The organism is Levilactobacillus tangyuanensis (assembly GCF_003946545.1).
GTDB lineage: Bacteria > Bacillota > Bacilli > Lactobacillales > Lactobacillaceae > Levilactobacillus > Levilactobacillus tangyuanensis.
In genome coordinates this window covers 1-15,711 of the sequence record NZ_RHOA01000006.1, presented here as the reverse complement: position 1 = coordinate 15,711, position 15,711 = coordinate 1, and the positions used below count along the sequence as shown (strand labels likewise).

General features: G+C 53.6%; 15 protein-coding genes and 1 riboswitch. Of the genes, 13 read left to right on the top strand and 2 right to left on the bottom strand.

The genetic code is table 11. The features are described from left to right. The first annotated feature begins 244 nt into the window (after nucleotides 1-244). From EKM96_RS05845 to EKM96_RS05805, 9 genes are all read left to right on the top strand, one after another. The gene (locus EKM96_RS05845) at nucleotides 245-1,081 is read left to right on the top strand and encodes an oxidoreductase (RefSeq protein WP_125641092.1); all 837 of its coding nucleotides are present in this window, start codon (nucleotides 245-247) and stop codon (nucleotides 1,079-1,081) included. A 48-nt stretch (nucleotides 1,082-1,129) separates the two neighbouring features. Next, nucleotides 1,130-1,236: riboswitch (TPP riboswitch) on the top strand. A 593-nt stretch (nucleotides 1,237-1,829) separates the two neighbouring features. After that, a complete protein-coding gene (gene thiM / locus EKM96_RS05840; protein WP_125641089.1) occupies nucleotides 1,830-2,618 on the top strand; it encodes a hydroxyethylthiazole kinase in 789 nt (262 codons plus the stop codon). A gap of 28 nt (nucleotides 2,619-2,646) precedes the next feature. Then, nucleotides 2,647-3,462, top strand: coding sequence for a bifunctional hydroxymethylpyrimidine kinase/phosphomethylpyrimidine kinase (thiD, locus tag EKM96_RS05835; RefSeq protein ID WP_125641086.1), 816 nt, complete (start codon nucleotides 2,647-2,649; stop codon nucleotides 3,460-3,462). Further along, the gene (gene thiE, locus EKM96_RS05830; protein WP_125641084.1) at nucleotides 3,462-4,118 is read left to right on the top strand and encodes a thiamine phosphate synthase; all 657 of its coding nucleotides are present in this window, start codon (nucleotides 3,462-3,464) and stop codon (nucleotides 4,116-4,118) included. The genes thiD and thiE overlap by 1 nt, the downstream gene beginning before the upstream one ends. A 75-nt stretch (nucleotides 4,119-4,193) precedes the next feature. Further along, nucleotides 4,194-6,119 (top strand): ABC transporter ATP-binding protein/permease, encoded by a 1,926-nt coding sequence (locus EKM96_RS05825; RefSeq protein WP_125641082.1) that lies wholly within the window; start codon nucleotides 4,194-4,196, stop codon nucleotides 6,117-6,119. Between the two features lie 813 nt (nucleotides 6,120-6,932). After that, nucleotides 6,933-8,237 (top strand): Y-family DNA polymerase, encoded by a 1,305-nt coding sequence (locus EKM96_RS05820; protein ID WP_191987347.1) that lies wholly within the window; start codon nucleotides 6,933-6,935, stop codon nucleotides 8,235-8,237. Beyond that, on the top strand, nucleotides 8,230-8,538 hold the full coding sequence (locus EKM96_RS05815; RefSeq protein WP_125641075.1) for a hypothetical protein: 309 nt from the start codon (nucleotides 8,230-8,232) through the stop codon (nucleotides 8,536-8,538). Before EKM96_RS05820 ends, EKM96_RS05815 begins: the two co-directional genes overlap by 8 nt. A gap of 14 nt (nucleotides 8,539-8,552) precedes the next feature. Next, a complete protein-coding gene (locus EKM96_RS05810; RefSeq protein ID WP_125641072.1) occupies nucleotides 8,553-8,933 on the top strand; it encodes a hypothetical protein in 381 nt (126 codons plus the stop codon). Nucleotides 8,934-9,363: 430 nt separating this feature from the next. Then, nucleotides 9,364-9,750: a hypothetical protein gene (locus EKM96_RS05805; protein ID WP_125641069.1), complete on the top strand. Its 387-nt coding sequence runs from the start codon at nucleotides 9,364-9,366 to the stop codon at nucleotides 9,748-9,750. A gap of 502 nt (nucleotides 9,751-10,252) precedes the next feature. Here the strand turns inward: EKM96_RS05805 and EKM96_RS05800 are convergent. Beyond that, nucleotides 10,253-11,350 (bottom strand): hypothetical protein, encoded by a 1,098-nt coding sequence (locus tag EKM96_RS05800; protein ID WP_125641066.1) that lies wholly within the window; start codon nucleotides 11,348-11,350, stop codon nucleotides 10,253-10,255. Nucleotides 11,351-11,677: 327 nt separating this feature from the next. Here EKM96_RS05800 and EKM96_RS05795 point away from each other — a divergent pair, with 327 nt between their 5' ends. The 3 genes from EKM96_RS05795 to EKM96_RS05785 all read left to right on the top strand — a co-directional run bounded on the left by EKM96_RS05795 (nucleotide 11,678) and on the right by EKM96_RS05785 (nucleotide 12,793). After that, the gene (locus EKM96_RS05795; protein WP_125641064.1) at nucleotides 11,678-12,238 is read left to right on the top strand and encodes a sigma-70 family RNA polymerase sigma factor; all 561 of its coding nucleotides are present in this window, start codon (nucleotides 11,678-11,680) and stop codon (nucleotides 12,236-12,238) included. Between the two features lie 100 nt (nucleotides 12,239-12,338). Then, nucleotides 12,339-12,536: a hypothetical protein gene (locus EKM96_RS05790; RefSeq protein ID WP_125641061.1), complete on the top strand. Its 198-nt coding sequence runs from the start codon at nucleotides 12,339-12,341 to the stop codon at nucleotides 12,534-12,536. A gap of 35 nt (nucleotides 12,537-12,571) precedes the next feature. Beyond that, nucleotides 12,572-12,793, top strand: coding sequence for a DUF2922 domain-containing protein (locus EKM96_RS05785; protein WP_061775781.1), 222 nt, complete (start codon nucleotides 12,572-12,574; stop codon nucleotides 12,791-12,793). 541 nt (nucleotides 12,794-13,334) lie between these two features. Here EKM96_RS05785 and EKM96_RS05780 read toward each other — a convergent pair. Then, nucleotides 13,335-14,249, bottom strand: coding sequence for a LysR family transcriptional regulator (locus EKM96_RS05780; protein ID WP_125641058.1), 915 nt, complete (start codon nucleotides 14,247-14,249; stop codon nucleotides 13,335-13,337). 160 nt (nucleotides 14,250-14,409) lie between these two features. On the opposite strand from EKM96_RS05780, the gene EKM96_RS05775 reads away from it, so the two are divergent. Next, nucleotides 14,410-15,624, top strand: coding sequence for an aminotransferase-like domain-containing protein (locus EKM96_RS05775; RefSeq protein WP_125641055.1), 1,215 nt, complete (start codon nucleotides 14,410-14,412; stop codon nucleotides 15,622-15,624). Nucleotides 15,625-15,711: the final 87 nt, after the last annotated feature.

The following is a 15,711-nucleotide window of genomic DNA, read 5'->3' as shown; positions in this document are numbered from 1 at the left end:
GGATTTCTCCGGTTAGGCAGAACTGACCGTTGCGACCGTTCTTTGGCTCAAAGTCATGTTCACCGCGTTCCGGCCCATCAGGGCTGACCCCTGGCGAGACAGAACCCACAACTTTTTGTGATTTATCGTGTTAATTAGTAGACGTGGCGCCCAATAAGTTTTAGCATCATTATTATATGAAGGTAAGCGATTTCATCCACGGCCGATTAATGCTCGGTCTAATTATCTAGGAGGTAATGGACTTATGACACAACGAAAAGTTGCATTGGTAACTGGGGCTTCATCAGGAATTGGGAACGCGATTGCCCGGAGCTTACATCGTAACGGCGTGACCGTTTATGCTGGCGCCCGGCGGGTTGACAGGATGAATGATCTGGATGACCTGGGGATTACCACGGTTCGCCTAGACATTACGGACGCCGACAGCGTACGGACGGTCGTTGACCGGATCACGAATGAACAAGGTCGGATTGACATCCTGGTGAACAACGCTGGCTACGGCCTGATGGGGGCCTTAGAAGATGTGCCATTGGCAGACGCCAAGAACCAATTTGACGTTAACTTATTTGGCGCCGCCGACCTCATCAAGACGGTCTTACCATTGATGCGGCAACAACACAGTGGCCGGGTCATTAACATTACCTCCGTTGATGGCAAGATTGCCCAACCCCTGGCTAGTTGGTATGTGGCTTCCAAGTTTGCCTTGGAAGGATTATCCGACGCGCTCCGGCTAGAACTGAAGCCACTAGGCATTGACGTGGCCGTTATCGAACCCGGGGCCATTCAATCCGAATGGGCCGGGATTGCGGCCGATCACCTGAAGGAATTATCCGCCGATGGTCCTTACAGTCCATCCGCCGACAAGGCCGCGGCCATTCTCAAAGGCGTTGAAAAGTTTGCCAGCGAACCCAAGGTCATTGCGCGTCTAGTTGATCGAGCAGCCTTATCACGGCGGCCAAAGACGCGTTACCATGGGGGATCGGGTAGCCAAGTGCTCTACATTCACCGGTTCTTGCCGGACAAGGTGATTGACCGGATGTGGGTTTCAATTGGTAAAGCTGCCGAACGAGTTACCCAATAATCTAAGAAGCGTTGTTGTCACGAGCGAAAGCTGGTAGGCTAGAAGTAACCAAAACACTAGGGGTGTCCATTCGTGGGCTGAGATGTTGATTTAACAGCGATCCCTTAGAACCTGTCAAGTTCAAACTTGCGAAGGGAACGTGTCGTGGCACCCATAACGGGCCACCGGTTCACACTTTCGTGAGCTGGCGGTCCGTTTTATTTTGTCTGGATCTTCGGTGGTCTGGTTTGGGTGGCCGACGGCCACCCTGGGCCGCCTTGCCGGTTGGTCCTGGAGACGCTGGAACGTGGTGGACACGATTTTAAGCCACGAAGAATCTGTGTCTTAAAGGTCGGTCTTTACCTAACCCGAGAAAATCACTCGGCTAAGTTAAACGACACCACTGAGCATCTCCAGGACCGCCCTCTCGGCTTACCTAGTAGTGGAAGGGTTACAAGGATGGAAATTGACCCTCGTCAGAGTGAAGTTGGTTAGGGTGACTCAGTTGCCATCATGGTAATTGCTATGATTGTTCGTCTGTCAGGTAATCGAGACTTGGGGGTCAGTGTTAGCCGAGAGGGCGGTCAGATAGATGCTCAGCCATGAAATTTCTCTTAGTTGGGCGGGATTCCCGGCTTAGAGAAAGGTCGGCCTTTGAGACGTTTTTTGGCTCAAAGCCGTGCCCATGGCGTTCTAGCATCTAGCTGGCCAACCGGAAGGCGGCCTTCGGCCACCAAAAGAGTAAGGAAAATTATAAGGGGGCAACATCATGAAGTTATCACTGTTGAATGAGTTACGTGTCCAGAACCCAATTGTCTTTAACATTTCCAACTTCGTTACCGTCCAGGACGTGGCTAACGGGTTGAACGCCTTGGGGGCGTCACCCATCATGTCGGAAGAGGTTGCGGAGGCGGCGGAAATGGTAGGACTTGCCAACGCGGTCTGCCTAAACCTGGGCGCCTTTACCGAACGGCAAATCGAACAGATTCAAACGGTCGGTAAGCTGGCAAATGAGCAGCACCGGCCATTGGTGATCGATCCGGTAGCGGTGGGGGCCGTGACTTACCGGAAGCACGTGGCCAATCATTTATTAGAGACGTTCCACCCCGATGTTATCCGCGGAAATGCCGGCGAAATTGCGGCGCTGGCCGATGTGACCTGGGCCGCAAAGGGAATCGATGCCGGTTCCGGTGACGGCGACCTGGTCGCGATTGCCCAGGCCTGTGCCCAGAAACTGAGCTGTACCGTGATCCTATCCGGTCCCACCGACATCATTACCGATGGTACGCGGACGGTGAAGGTGATGAACGGCACGCCATTATTTCAGGTGCACGTGGGGTCCGGGGACATGTTGTCCAGTATCGTTGGGGCGTTTTGCGCCATCGAACCGGATGCCTTTGAGGCGGCCCAAACGGCCTGCCTGGTCTTTGCGGCCATTGGTCAACTGGTGGTGGAAGCCGATCGGAATGTCGCGGCTGGGAGTTTTATTGTCAAACTCTTGGATGCGCTCCAAACGACGACGGTGGCTGATATTGAAAGGGTCGCCGCGTTTGAATAACTAAATTTATAAGAAGGGATGATGTGACATGGCAAATGAATTTCCAGAAACGTTAACCATTGCGGGGACGGATAGTGGCGGTGGCGCCGGCGTGATGGCGGACCTGAAGACGATGCAGGAACGGGAAGTCTTTGGGACCGCCGTTGTGGTGGCGGTTACCGCCCAAAACACCTTGGGGGTTCAGGACTTCATGGCCGTGCCGCAGCATCTGATTGACGAACAATTCGCGTCGCTAGCAGCCGACTTTAACATCCGCGCCTGCAAGACCGGAATGTTGGCGGATGCTGAGCACGTGCATGATGTCGTGGTTAATTTAAAAGAAAACAACTTTGGCCCACTGACCGTTGACCCGGTCATGATTGCCAAGGGGGGCGCGGCCCTGTTGGCCGATGACGCCGTGACCACGGTGCGAGACGAGCTGGTGCCGTTGGCGGATGTGCTGACGCCAAATCTACCGGAGGCCGAGCGGCTGACGGGCTTGACGATTGAATCGTCCGATGAGATGGTGAAGGCGGCGCTGGCCCTGCAGGATCTGGGAGCGAAGAACATCGTGATCAAAGGGGGCCACGAGGCCACGCCGGATGAGGCTAGCGACTTCGTCTTGATGGCGGACGGCCGGTCATTTTGGCTCACGGCCCCGCGCATTGATACCGTGCGGACGCATGGTACCGGGGACACCTTGTCCTCATGTATCACGGCCGAACTGGCTAAGGGCCAGGATTATGAAACAGCGATTCGAATCAGTAAGGATTTTGTGACGGCGGCGATTGAAAATACGATTCCCGTCGGTCACGGCCACGGGCCCCTCAATCATTGGGCCTATGGTCAAGGAGGTGCACAATAATGTCAGTTACTTTTGAACCAGGATTACTACGAGCTTACTTTGTTGCGGGCAGTCAAGATGTGCCCGGACGCGATCTCCGTCAGGTGTTAACGGCCGCCTTGGCCGCCGGGATCACGGCCTTCCAATTTCGTGACAAGGGTGCCAGCAAGTTGAGCGGCGCCCAGCGATTGGACCTCGGCCGCGATCTGCGGGCCCAATGCCGGGCCGCCAGCGTGCCATTCATCGTGGACGACGATGTGGATTTGGCGTTGGCCCTACATGCCGATGGAATTCACGTGGGCCAGGACGACCGGCGGGTGACGGACGTCATCGACCGCGTTGCCGGGCATAATATGTTCGTTGGGCTGTCCTGCTCGACGAAGGATGAGGTCCGCGCCGCTAACCAAATTAAGGGAATTGATTACTTAGGGAGCGGTCCGATTCTGCCAACTATTTCCAAGACTGATGCCGATCCTGTGATTGGGGTCACCGGCCTGCAAATGTTGGTTGAGCGCAGTCATTTTCCAATCGTGGCCATCGGCGGGATTACCGTCGATGCCTTGCCGGCAATTGCGCAAACAGGTGCTGTTGGGGCGGCCGTGATTAGTTTGCTCACCCAGAGTGACGATGTCGATCGCGACGTTAAGGCGATTCGTAAGGCATTTATGACTAAATAACCCATTGAAAAGATTGCACAACGATTTAAAAAGGGGTATTGTTCACGGTATACTTTATTTGGAGGAGTACAGCCTATGAGTTTTTTAGAGTTAAGGGGTATTCGCAAGACGTATTACATGAACAAGACCGCCTTTCCGGTTCTGAAGGGGATTGACCTTCAATTCGACCGGGGCGAATTTGTTTCGATTTTGGGGGAATCTGGTGGTGGGAAGACCACGCTGATGAATATCATCGGTGGGTTGGACGCCCAATACGAAGGGGACGTGCTGTTGAACGGGCAGTCCGTTCGGCAGATTTCGGCGAAGGAACTCGATGCCTTTCGCCGGCAGACGATTGGTTTCGTTTTTCAAAACTTTAATTTAATCAGTCACCTCAGCATTTTGGATAACGTGCTGGTTTCCCTGCAAATGACCGGCCTCAGTCGGCATGAGCAGAAGGAACGGGCCGAAAGCCTCCTGAAAAAGGTGGGGCTGACGGAACACATGCACAAGCATCCTAACCAATTATCCGGTGGGCAGAAGCAACGGGTCGCCATCGCGCGGGCGTTGGCCTCTGATCCCGACATCATCATCGCCGACGAACCAACCGGGGCGCTGGATTCTCAGAACACCCAGGAAATCCTGGCGTTGATGGATGAAATCGCGGCGGATGGCAAGCTGGTCATCTGTGTCACCCACTCCCAAGAAGTGGCCGACCACGGGACGCGGATTGTTCACATGGAAGACGGGATCATCGACCACGATACGCGGTTGAAGGCGGCCTTTCCCGTTGGTGAACACCACGACTTACCATCGAAGCACCTGAGTTTCACGGCCATGGTTAAGATGGCGTTGAAGCACATGCGTTACAATTTGAAACGAAACTTGTTAATCATCTTCGGGGCATCCATCGGGATCTTCAGTGTGATCCTGATGTTGGGCCTTGGTCGAGGCGTTAAGGGGTATATCAACCACGAAATTTACTCCCAGATTAAGCCAACCGCCGTTCAGGTGGCCCAGAACACGGACAGTCAGGATGCCAAGAAGCTTGAGATTGGTCAGACCGACGTCAACAGGATTAAGAAATTGCCCCACGTCAAGAAGGTTGAACTCGGGTATTACGGCCAAGGCATTCAGGTCCAAAAGGACGGCACCTCGGCGACCTCGTCCATCTTCCAAACGACGACCGACCAAATGTTGGCCAAGAGCGTGAAGAAGGGGCACAAGCCAGGCACGGGCGAAGTCATTTTGTCTAAGGCCTTCGCCAAGAAATTCAACAAGCAACATCCGTACAAGCTGATTGGGCAGAAGGTGAAGGTCTCCGTCACGGGGATGAACAAGCAGCATCTGCCGGTCGTCATGACCAAGTCCCTGAAAGTTAGCGGGATTACCGATGACAGTTCGGGTCAACTTCAGACCAACCTGCAAACGGTGCGCAACATGTACAAGAGTAAGAAGCTGACCTTCCGGGCCAACTTCGCGACGGTCATGATTGATTCTTTGAAGAACGTGACGAGCGTTCAGGATAAGATCAAGGGCTTGAAGGCCGACAACGGCAAGAAGCAGTACCAGTTGACGGGGGCCGGCGCGATTGTTTCGACGCTGAACACCTACATTCAATTGGCGTTCTACGTCTTGGCAGCCATCGCGGGGATTTCCCTGTTAGTCTCGGCCATCATGATTATCGTGGTGCTGTACATCAGCGTTTCGGAACGGACCAAGGAAATCGGGATTCTGCGGGCATTGGGTGTGCGGCGTAAGGATATTCGTCACCTGTTCCTGTCGGAAGCCTTCTTCCTGGGATTGTTCTCTAGCCTGTTGGCACTGGTCTTCACGGAAATTGTGGCGGTGCTGGCCAATAACGTGGCCAGAAATGGCATTGGCTACATGATTATTGATATCACCAGCAACTACATGATCTTTGGGATTGTCGTTGCGATTGTTATCAGTCTGTTAGCGGCACTTGCGCCAGCCGGCCAAGCCTCGAAGCTGGATCCGGTGGAAGCACTGTCGTACGAGTAGACACAGAGTGTGAGGGCCAGCGGGTAACTGCTGAGCATTAACGTCGGTAGGGTGGAAATCCCGAACTTGGATTTCTGGCCTACCGGGGTTAAGCGGAGGCAGTTGCTGGCCCGAACACGTTTCGGCCAGATTAGCAGAAAGAAGAAGCCCCGCGAGGGGCACCACCTGACAATCAGAACCGAATGATACCGAAACAAGGTGGGGTTACGCGGATCCGCGTTGATCGGATCTGACCAAAAAGATCAGACCGGTCTACCTCAAATAACCAATTTAATATCAGCGTCAAGAACGCAAAGAACCCCTCACCGGATACGCATCCGGTGAGGGGTTCTTAGGCTTTAAACGGGACAAATAACCGTTTAAGTCGGAAATTATCAAGTGATAAAAGTGTTGTACTGACCACGAAACTCAGACAGTGTAACATCGTTATAATAACGGATTGTAACGAAAAAGAAGCAATCCAGACGTTGCCGCGTTTAAGTGGCGGACAGGCCCGGGTTACTTCTTAAAAAGTTGAGGAAGCTAGTTGACTAGGGCTAACTTCACAAGTTCATTCTACCACTTAGGTGCCATAAAAGCTATTAAAATATTTAGTCTCCTACTAATTGACAAGTGTAGCAATGAATTCAATATAGCGTTATTCATGACCGAAGTAGTTCAAAGTGTACGCGGCTTTTAGACCGGTTTGATAATCAGCTCATGGCGGCAAAAAATGGGATAGTTAATTCGATAAAAAATTGATTTAATTTCTCGTGTTCGCTTGCAATAACGAACAGACGTTCGTATAATAATCTCATGAATGGAAGGGAGACGGTGGCGATGGATTACTCGCGTGAACCCCACGGCTTATATTTTATGATTGATAACAAGTCGTTTTACGCTAGTGTTGAGAGCATTGAACGGGGCCTTAACCCGTTGAAGTCATGCTTGATCGTGATGTCGGAAGCGGACAATACCGGGACCGGGCTGGTGTTGGCTGCCTCGCCCACCGCCAAACGACTGTTTGGGATTAGTAATGTTTCACGACAATATGAGGTACCGCGAGATCCGCGGATTTTGGTGGTGCCGCCACGAATGAATCTCTATATTCAGAAGAACCTGGCGATTAATAAGATTTTCCGGCAGTACGTGACCGATAGCGATCTGTTTCCTTATTCAATTGACGAATCGATTCTGGATATGACCAAGTCCTGGCGCTTGTTTGGTAAGACACCGGAAGAGGTTGCCCGGCGAATTCAGCTTCACGTGCGGCGTGAACTGGGGCTGTATACCACGGTCGGCATCGGGGAGAATCCGGTTCAGGCCAAGTTAGCGTTGGATTTGCAGGCCAAGCACGATCATGACTTGATTGGCCGCTTAACGTATGAAGACTTCGGGGAACACATCTGGCCGATTACCAATTTAGAAAAGGTCTGGAGTATTGGTCATCGGACGGCGGCGCACCTCCAACGATTGGGCATTCACAGCATGGGCGATCTCGCTCACGTGAACCCGTATGAGTTGCGCCACGAAATGGGGTTAATTGGGACACAGCTCTTTGCCCTGTCCTGGGGAATCGACCGCACCAAGCTGGGAAATGTTCGGCCGCCTAAGGAAAAGAGTTGGAGTAACTCCCAAGTCTTACCACGAGACTATAAGCTACAACCTGAGATTGAGCTAGTCTTGCGAGAAATTGGCCAGCAGGTCACGTCGCGAATGCGGCATCATCATCAACAGGCCGGTTGTGTCAGCCTGTTTGTGGGCTTCGCTTGGGATGGCGAAGCCGATGATGGTCGGGGCGGGTTGCATCATACGCACCGGATTGATCCGACCGATAATGCTCACGACATTACCGCCGAATTGATTCGTTTGTTCCGGCAGTATTGGGAAGGCCAACCAGTCCGAAATATTGGCGTGGGGTTATCGCGGCTCAGTGCGAGTCAGAACTTACAGCTGGATCTCTTCCAGCAACCCGAACGACAGATTAAGAATGACCAATTTGACCGGGTGATTGATGAACTTCGCGATCGCTTCGGTAAGACCGCCGTCATTCCGGCCAGCAGCCTTCTCCGGGGAGGCACCATGCTGCGCCGGTCCGCGTTGGTTGGTGGTCATAATGGGGGGAATAGTTTTGATTGATACGCGCAAGGAGGCCCAGATTGTGGTTGAACGGTTGGACCCACTATTCACGGCGCAGTGGCACTGCCGCTACCGAATTGACGTGGTGTACAACCAGTTTGGCCACGGGTTCAATTTCTTCTTGGACATTCGGCGCAAGAATCACCGGGAACGGTCGATTCCGTTACATACGGTGAAGTCGACTGATTTAGAGATACTAGAAAATGTGATCGATCAGGTCAAACAGCAGACGGACTTAACCTTGAATTTTGTTGATTTTGGGAAGGTTCGTTGGCCCAGGAGCCAGCGCTGGATTCGTTAAGGAAGTGACGGCCCATGATTTTACATCAAGAACCCGATGACCAGGTCGCCGACCGGTTCTTTGACCGCGATTATCATGATCGCGGGATGTTGAAGTGGGGCGGCTTCTATCTGTCCGACCACACGAGTGCCCTGGCGAAAATGCACGCGGCTGAGCAGATCGAACCGACTCGGCCACAACAGGATGAGGACGCGATTAGTGACGACCTGGCCGCTGCATGGCGGTATAAGAAGGCCGTTCACCTACAGTTGAACGTTTTCAGTACCAACCAAACGATTGCCTTGGCGGATGGTTGGGTGGCCGGCGTGAATGAGGATCAGATTGTGTTGCGAGTGGCGTCCGGCCGCTACCGTCGCTTTCCCCTCAGCGCCGTCCGCAACGTCACGTTTACTTAGGGGGCTGTACTGGCGCCTGCCGGTTGGCGCTAGGACGGCTGGAACGTGGTGGACACGACTTGAAGCCTTGCCCAACCCGCAAGTCTTCAAGTTCGGTCTTTACCTAGACCGGCGAAGATCACGCCGCTCAAGGTAAACGACACCACTGAGCCATCCTAGCGCCGCCCTCTCGGCTGAGATCGATCGCTCAGCGCACACCCGAGGTTACTTTAATTATTTTGAGAATTTTCAGTACATCAATTATTCAAATTCACTTGGTTGGCACCTGCGGGACAGGGTCGACCAAGCAGATTGATTCATCCTTCATGCGTCACTTTAGGCCAGTTAGAGGTATCTCCGCAAAGCCATCCGGAGAATTTCTAACTGGCCATCTTTTTTTGCCATTATTTTCGGGACCGCGGTACACTAGGAACAAAGGGTGGCGGTTACGATGGATTTTATTGATTTGGATTCGATTGACTTACAACACACGCCGTTGGGCACGCGCGACCAGAATCCGAAGCTGCATGACTGGCAACTGGACTGGCACAAGGTGGCGGCGCTCATTCGCGACAATCACGATGTCATGGCGGTGGTTCAGGCCGGTCTCGCCGAGGATTGGCTCAACACGCAAGGCACCATTTGGGATGAGGACCGCGGCTACTATCGGTATCCTAACGACAAACGGGAGCCGGACGATACCGTCTTCTGGGCGGCCTCAACCTGGGCCACACCGGCCATTCTGGTGACCTTTCACAATGAGTTGACCAAGTCCTTCGCCTGTTACCGGGTGGGGCGTGATCCGGATTTCCACTATCTGGGTCGTAACGAGTCGTGATCCTGGTTATCTTAGAATTTAACTAGTAGACTTCTAAATTGAGAAGCCAATCCTCTCACTCCCCGTTAAATCGGCAGGTACGCCCTGAATGAGTGGGAGTTTTTTTGTGTCCAGATAGGTTGTCTGATTTGGAACTATTTTCTTTCCAGAACGTCGCAAAGGGAACGTCGAGTGGGCGTTCCCTTTGTTGGAGATTAAGTTATGGTAGTTAACTCAGACGGGATGGCGCCCGTCTCGCGGCTAGTATAACATTGTCGGTTTAATTTGATTAGTATTTCGATGATTTTTTCAAAAGTGGGGAATAACCGCTGAAACTTGGCGGTTGCTGCCCATTTTTTGTTGCCCAAATATCCCGCTAAAAAGGCCTCATCCGTGGACCACTCACGGATGAGGCCTTCTCTGGAACACTTGGATTGGTTGGTGGGGATCGGCGCCTGGAAAACGGGGATCCCCGGGGCAACTGTTGCTGAAACGTGTTCAGCCCAGCAATTGCCTCCGCACTCTAGTACTTGCTAGTCTTCAACAGCTCTGCACCCTTATTACTCATGAGGTAGCCGTTACCGTTAGAAGTGAACTGGAGTCCCTCGAACTCACGACTGCCGCTGAACTTGGACGCCTCAACCTGGCTGGCCTTCAGGTGGCCGAGCTTGGAGACGGGGATGGAGGAAATACTGCCATCGGAGACGAAGTACAGCCGGTTACGCTTGGCGTTGTAACCCATCGCCTGAGGCTTGGTGCCGGGACGGTTGCGCAGCCCTTGCATCACCAGGTGGAACTTAACGGACTTGCTGTTAATCTTCCCTTGGTAAATCTTGACCGCGCCCTTAGGGGCCCAGCCGCCATTACTGTAGGTGAAGAAGTAGGCGTTGCCCTTCTTATCAAACGTCAGGTTTGACCCCATGGCCACGGTGCTCTTCAGGGTGAAGTTAATCTTCTTGGTGGGCTTCAACGAGGAGGTCGACACCTGTTGGACGTTGGACTTCACCGCGCCGGGCTTGCCGATAAACCAGAGTTGACCGTTCTTCGGATTCATGCTCAACGATTGACCGTGACCAGTGTTGAACTTTGGGCCCACCTTGACGTTCTTCAGGATGGCCTTGTCGGTACTGGTCAGTTGCTTGGTGGCATGGTCGTAGGTGGCACGCCGCAGGGCATCCATGTGGCTGGTGCTGATGCCGTATTTACTCCGCAGGGCACCCAGGTTGTACTTCACAATCCAGCCGGTGGACCTTTGCGAACTCGTGGTAATCAGCTCGTAGAGGGTCTTGCCGTCCTTCGTGATGACCTCGCTTTGGGGATTGCCCCAGTCGGCCGACCGATTGTAGGTGACGGGCAGGAAGACGTTACTCTTGAACGTGGCTTTTTTCCCCTTGGTGCTATGTAGACTCGTGGGTGTCGTCTGGAAAATGTTGCTATAGCTGGTCTTGAAGCTGTAGCGCTTCACAAATAGGTTCTTATTGTTTACCGTCTTGTACTTCTTAACGTTGTAACTGGCTAGGGCGTTGCCCTTTTGATTGTAGGTCTTGGCCTGAGCCACGCTGGTCCCGCCAAACAGCAGGGCGGCGCCGGCAACGGCCGTTAACCAAACAGCTTTCTTCATATGTACAAATGCCTCCGATGTGGATTCTAGTATTTAACCGCTTACATAATTATTTATACCACAAATGACTCAGTCTGCGGGTGATTCTGAAAATAAATTTACCCCCTAAAAATGACAAAACGGGGGTTAAACGGGAAAAAACGGCACTTTGGCGATTTTGACCGTCTTTCCCGCGAATGGCCATTTAGGGGGTGAAGGACCGGTTTTATAGGCAAAAAACAGGGGTTAAAACGAGAAAAACGGGCGTTAGGCGTTCGCTGCTGACTCCGGTAAGGTAGGCAGTGACCATAGCGCTATGGATCATCACACTCGGAAGGATGATTTCATTTGGTCACTGATCCCACCGCCGCGTATCGCTTCTTATACGATGGCGACCACGAAACGATTCTCTATGCCGCCCTCAAACGTCTCCATCTGTCGCCCAGTCACAACGACTACGAGGACTATCTCCAGGAGGGGCGGCTGGCCTTTCCCGAAATCTACGCCACCTATCCCGGCGATCCGGAGGCCCACCCCCATCAATTCCTGGCGTATGCCCTGCAAAAGGTGGTCTGGACGCTGGCCGATCAGCTGCGGCAGGACCGGAAACAAACGGAACGCCAGCTGCCGGGGGATGTCGATCCCGTCCTCACGGAACTGCCGAACGAGGAGAACGTCCTGACGGCGATTGGCCTGGCCGATTACCGCCGTTACCTTCTGAAATTAGTGGGGGCAGCCGGTAAGACCGGCGAATGGCGCTTCCTGGTGGGCACCATGGTCGACCAGTTAACGGCGGCCGAGATTGCCCAACGCCACAACGTGAACCTAGCCACGGTGTACCGCTGGCGGCGTTCATTGACCCAGCGACTGATCGCCCATTTGACCCCACCGGAAAACTTTTTAAATTAATTTGCGGAAACATGCGAAAAAATCGGCCCGGATTTCGTTAGTAGGAGTGTAAGGGTTGGCCGACCACTTACTAAAACCGATTCACGAAGGGAGCTCCACCATGCAAACAACTTGGAAGAAGACCACGATTACGTTTCTCCTAGGCACCGACGCCGCTCACCCCGTTAAGATTGCGATGGCCAATGCCGTCGCGGACCCAACGGCCAAGCAGGTCGAGGACTTCGGTAACACCTTGTCCGGTCTGACCGGCCTGCCATTCTTAGGCGGCCTGGTTACGGTCCAAAACGCCTTAGCTTAATTGTCCGTCGCTAAGTCTCGAAAGGAAGGTTCTCTATGAAAGCATTAGAATTAACGTTTAAAGGTTCCGACACCCGGATCAAGCATTTACGATTGAAGTACGTAAACACCGACTTACAGCCCAAGGAAATTCAACACTTCATGGAAACGTTGGCCGCAACCAAGCTCTTCGCCAAGGAAGGCGTCGACTTGTACGCCGAACCCGTGAAGGCCGACCTGGTCGACACCAACACCACGACGCTGGTACCAGTCGTCTAATTACATCTGTCACTGAACGGTGACGCAACCAAAAAACGCCCGGTTCTCCAATGAGAGAGCCGGGCGTTTGGCGTTGGTTTAGTCCTTTGATCTGTAAGGCCACGATAGTGGCTGGGGTTTGGCTCAGGTGGTGGAAGCTGCCCGCCAGCCGTCGGCCCTGATGGGCTGGAACGCGGTGAACGCGATTTTGAGCCAAAGGGCGGTCTCAAAAGTCGGTTCTGCCTAACCGGAAAAGTTCCCTCCGCTAAGGCAGTGCCACGGCTGAGCCCGGGCCGACCGCTGGCTGTCAATTGGTCGAGGCCTCGGCAATCGTGTGACCGGCGACAGGAACAACGGTAAAATCCACGTACCGTCACATTCTGTCAAAATGGGATTGTTGGCGGTTGGGGATTTGCGTCACGACCTCACCGGATAATACCACGCAGCGGCATAACTAAATAAAAAAGACCGGTCATCGCCGCGGTGTCGCGGGATGGACCGGTCTTGGTCGTTTTGACTTGGTCTTAAGTTAGATGTGACAGCGCCTAATTCGCGAAGAGTCCTAAGCTTTCGCATTCGCCGTCCGTGTCAGCACCCGGTCCGGGTACTTCGTGTCCACGTAGTTCTCGATGGCCGCAATCATCTGGGCGGTCGATGGGGCCTTGGCCTGTTCGCCGTTGACCACCAGACAGATTGTCCGGAAGAATTGTTCGTCGAAGGGGTAGACGTTGACCTGGCCACTTAGCCGTTCTAACGCTAGCTCGGGCAAGATGCCCATGCCCATGCCGGCCTCGACCATCGCTAAGATGGATTGGTCGTCAATGGAGAAGCGCAGGGCGTTACTCCGAATCTCGTAGTGGTCCAGCGCCGCCTTGGTGTCCTTGTCGTAGTCGCCCCGTTGGAGAATGAAGCTTTGGCCGCGCAGGTCGACCGTGGTAATGGTCTTGCCGTTGGCGGGCTTGAATTCTTGTGGGGTGATGCAATAGATTTCGTCTTTAATGAGGGGAATCACCGTGAGCTTCTCGGCTACCGGCAAGGCGGAGAGACCGATGTCCAGCCGACCGACCTTGACCGCGGCCGTGATTTCACTGAAGCTGGCCTGTTCCAGGTCCACGCCAATCTGCGGAAAGTCCCGCTTGAATTGACGAATGATTGGGGGCAACCAGGTCAGACACACGGAGGAGAAGGCCCCCAGGCGGACGTTACCGGCGTTTAGGCCGTTGATGTTAGAGGCGGCTTGTTGGAGCCGGTCCTCGGCGTTAATGACCGCCTGAAGTAGCGGCAGGACGGATTGGCCGTCCGGGGTGAGCTCGACCCCCGTTCGATTACGGATGAAGAGGGGGAAGCCGAGTTCCTTTTCAAGTTGATTGACGGAATGACTGATCGCTGAAGGCGTCACGTTCAGTGTCTGAGCCGCGCGGTAAAAGGTATGTTCGTGAACAATGGCCTGAAAGACGCGGTAAGCAAATGGTAACAACGGAGCACCTCCTTGGTTAGGTTGAATGACTTTCCAACGGCGAACTTTTTGAACGCCGAAACAGCGAATCTCTTACTGGTATCTTATCATAAACCCCAGTAGGCAGAAAGCCTAGTCAACGGTTCGACCGGAGGGGGTCAACCAGAAAGGTGTGAGCGGTATGATGACAGATATCTTCGCAACGCGGGTTAATCCCGATCGCCCGTCAGCGTTAAGCGGCTTGTTTATAAATGACACGGATCCCAGCGCGGTGTCCTTTGCGGCCGGGAGTCCTAACGAAAGTCTCTTCCCGGTGGCGGCCATGAAGCGGGCCTTCAGCGACGCCATCGACGAAAAGGGACCGCATCTCTTTCAATATCAATCGGTTGCCGGCAATGATAGTCTGCGGGCAAAATTAGCGGCGCGGATTGGCAAATGGGGCAACGTTCACGCCACGGCGGCCAATATATTACTGACTGTCGGCGGCCAACAAGCCATCGACCTGGTGGCGAAGGCCGTCCTGAACCCCGGCGACGACATCGTGGTCGAAACGCCGGCCTACGTGGGCGCCTTAGCGGCCTTTGATATCTATGAACCCAAGTATCACGAGGTGGGCCTAGAACCCGATGGGCTGGACCTGAACGCCCTAGAAGACACCCTGAAGCGTCACCCGGGGATTAAGCTCCTCTACACGGTGCCCGACTTCCATAATCCAACTGGGATTACTATGAGTGTCACCAAGCGCGAAGCCCTGGTGAACCTCGCCAACAAATATGACTTTATTATTATAGAAGATTCGCCCTATCGAGACCTCGATTATGTGGCCTCACCATTGCCGGCCATCAAGAGTTTCGACACTCAAGGACGGGTGGTCTTCATCTCCAGCATGTCGAAGATCTTGATGCCCGAACTGCGGACCGGCTGGTTGGTGGCGGATGGTGATTTGCTTGACGCCATCTTCAAGATGCGCCAAGCCGCCGACCTGGAAGCCTGTGGCGTGATTCATGCGGCGATTGATGCTTACATGACGCGTAACGACCTAGATGCCCACGTCGATGTCTTGAAGGACCACTACAAGCGGCAATGTGCCGCCATGATTCGGGGCCTGGAAGACTACTTCCCGGACGAAGTGACCTTCACTCGGCCAACCGGAGGCTTCTTCGACTGGGTCACCCTGCCAGATGGCATCGATGCGGGCAAATTGTTGCTGAGTGACATCCAACCACACGCCCACATTAACTACGTGCCCGCCACGAACTTCTATCCTTACCGCGATGTTCACAACGGCATGCGGCTGTGCTTCAGTGGCCTCACGCCGAATGTGATTGACGATGGGATGCATCGGCTAGGGGATGCCGTGAAGGTCGCCCTGCATGATGCGGAAGCGTTGAAGTGATTTTTAGAGTGGCAAATTACAAGTTTAATCCGAACAAGCCCGGAATCTTTCAATGGCAGTCTGTTGATGATGTATTTTTAATGGTCG

Bases quoted from the DNA above. Each gene is read 5' to 3' on its own strand.
- EKM96_RS05825 (WP_125641082.1), top strand. From the start codon at position 4,194: ATGAGTTTTTTAGAGTTAAGGGGTATTCGCAAGACGTATTACATGAAC.
- thiD (WP_125641086.1), top strand. From the start codon at position 2,647: ATGGCAAATGAATTTCCAGAAACGTTAACCATTGCGGGGACGGATAGT.
- EKM96_RS05805 (WP_125641069.1), top strand. From the start codon at position 9,364: ATGGATTTTATTGATTTGGATTCGATTGACTTACAACACACGCCGTTG.
- EKM96_RS05800 (WP_125641066.1), bottom strand. From the start codon at position 11,350: ATGAAGAAAGCTGTTTGGTTAACGGCCGTTGCCGGCGCCGCCCTGCTG.
- EKM96_RS05775 (WP_125641055.1), top strand. From the start codon at position 14,410: ATGATGACAGATATCTTCGCAACGCGGGTTAATCCCGATCGCCCGTCA.
- EKM96_RS05845 (WP_125641092.1), top strand. From the start codon at position 245: ATGACACAACGAAAAGTTGCATTGGTAACTGGGGCTTCATCAGGAATT.
- EKM96_RS05810 (WP_125641072.1), top strand. From the start codon at position 8,553: ATGATTTTACATCAAGAACCCGATGACCAGGTCGCCGACCGGTTCTTT.
- EKM96_RS05790 (WP_125641061.1), top strand. From the start codon at position 12,339: ATGCAAACAACTTGGAAGAAGACCACGATTACGTTTCTCCTAGGCACC.
- thiM (WP_125641089.1), top strand. From the start codon at position 1,830: ATGAAGTTATCACTGTTGAATGAGTTACGTGTCCAGAACCCAATTGTC.
- thiE (WP_125641084.1), top strand. From the start codon at position 3,462: ATGTCAGTTACTTTTGAACCAGGATTACTACGAGCTTACTTTGTTGCG.
- EKM96_RS05785 (WP_061775781.1), top strand. From the start codon at position 12,572: ATGAAAGCATTAGAATTAACGTTTAAAGGTTCCGACACCCGGATCAAG.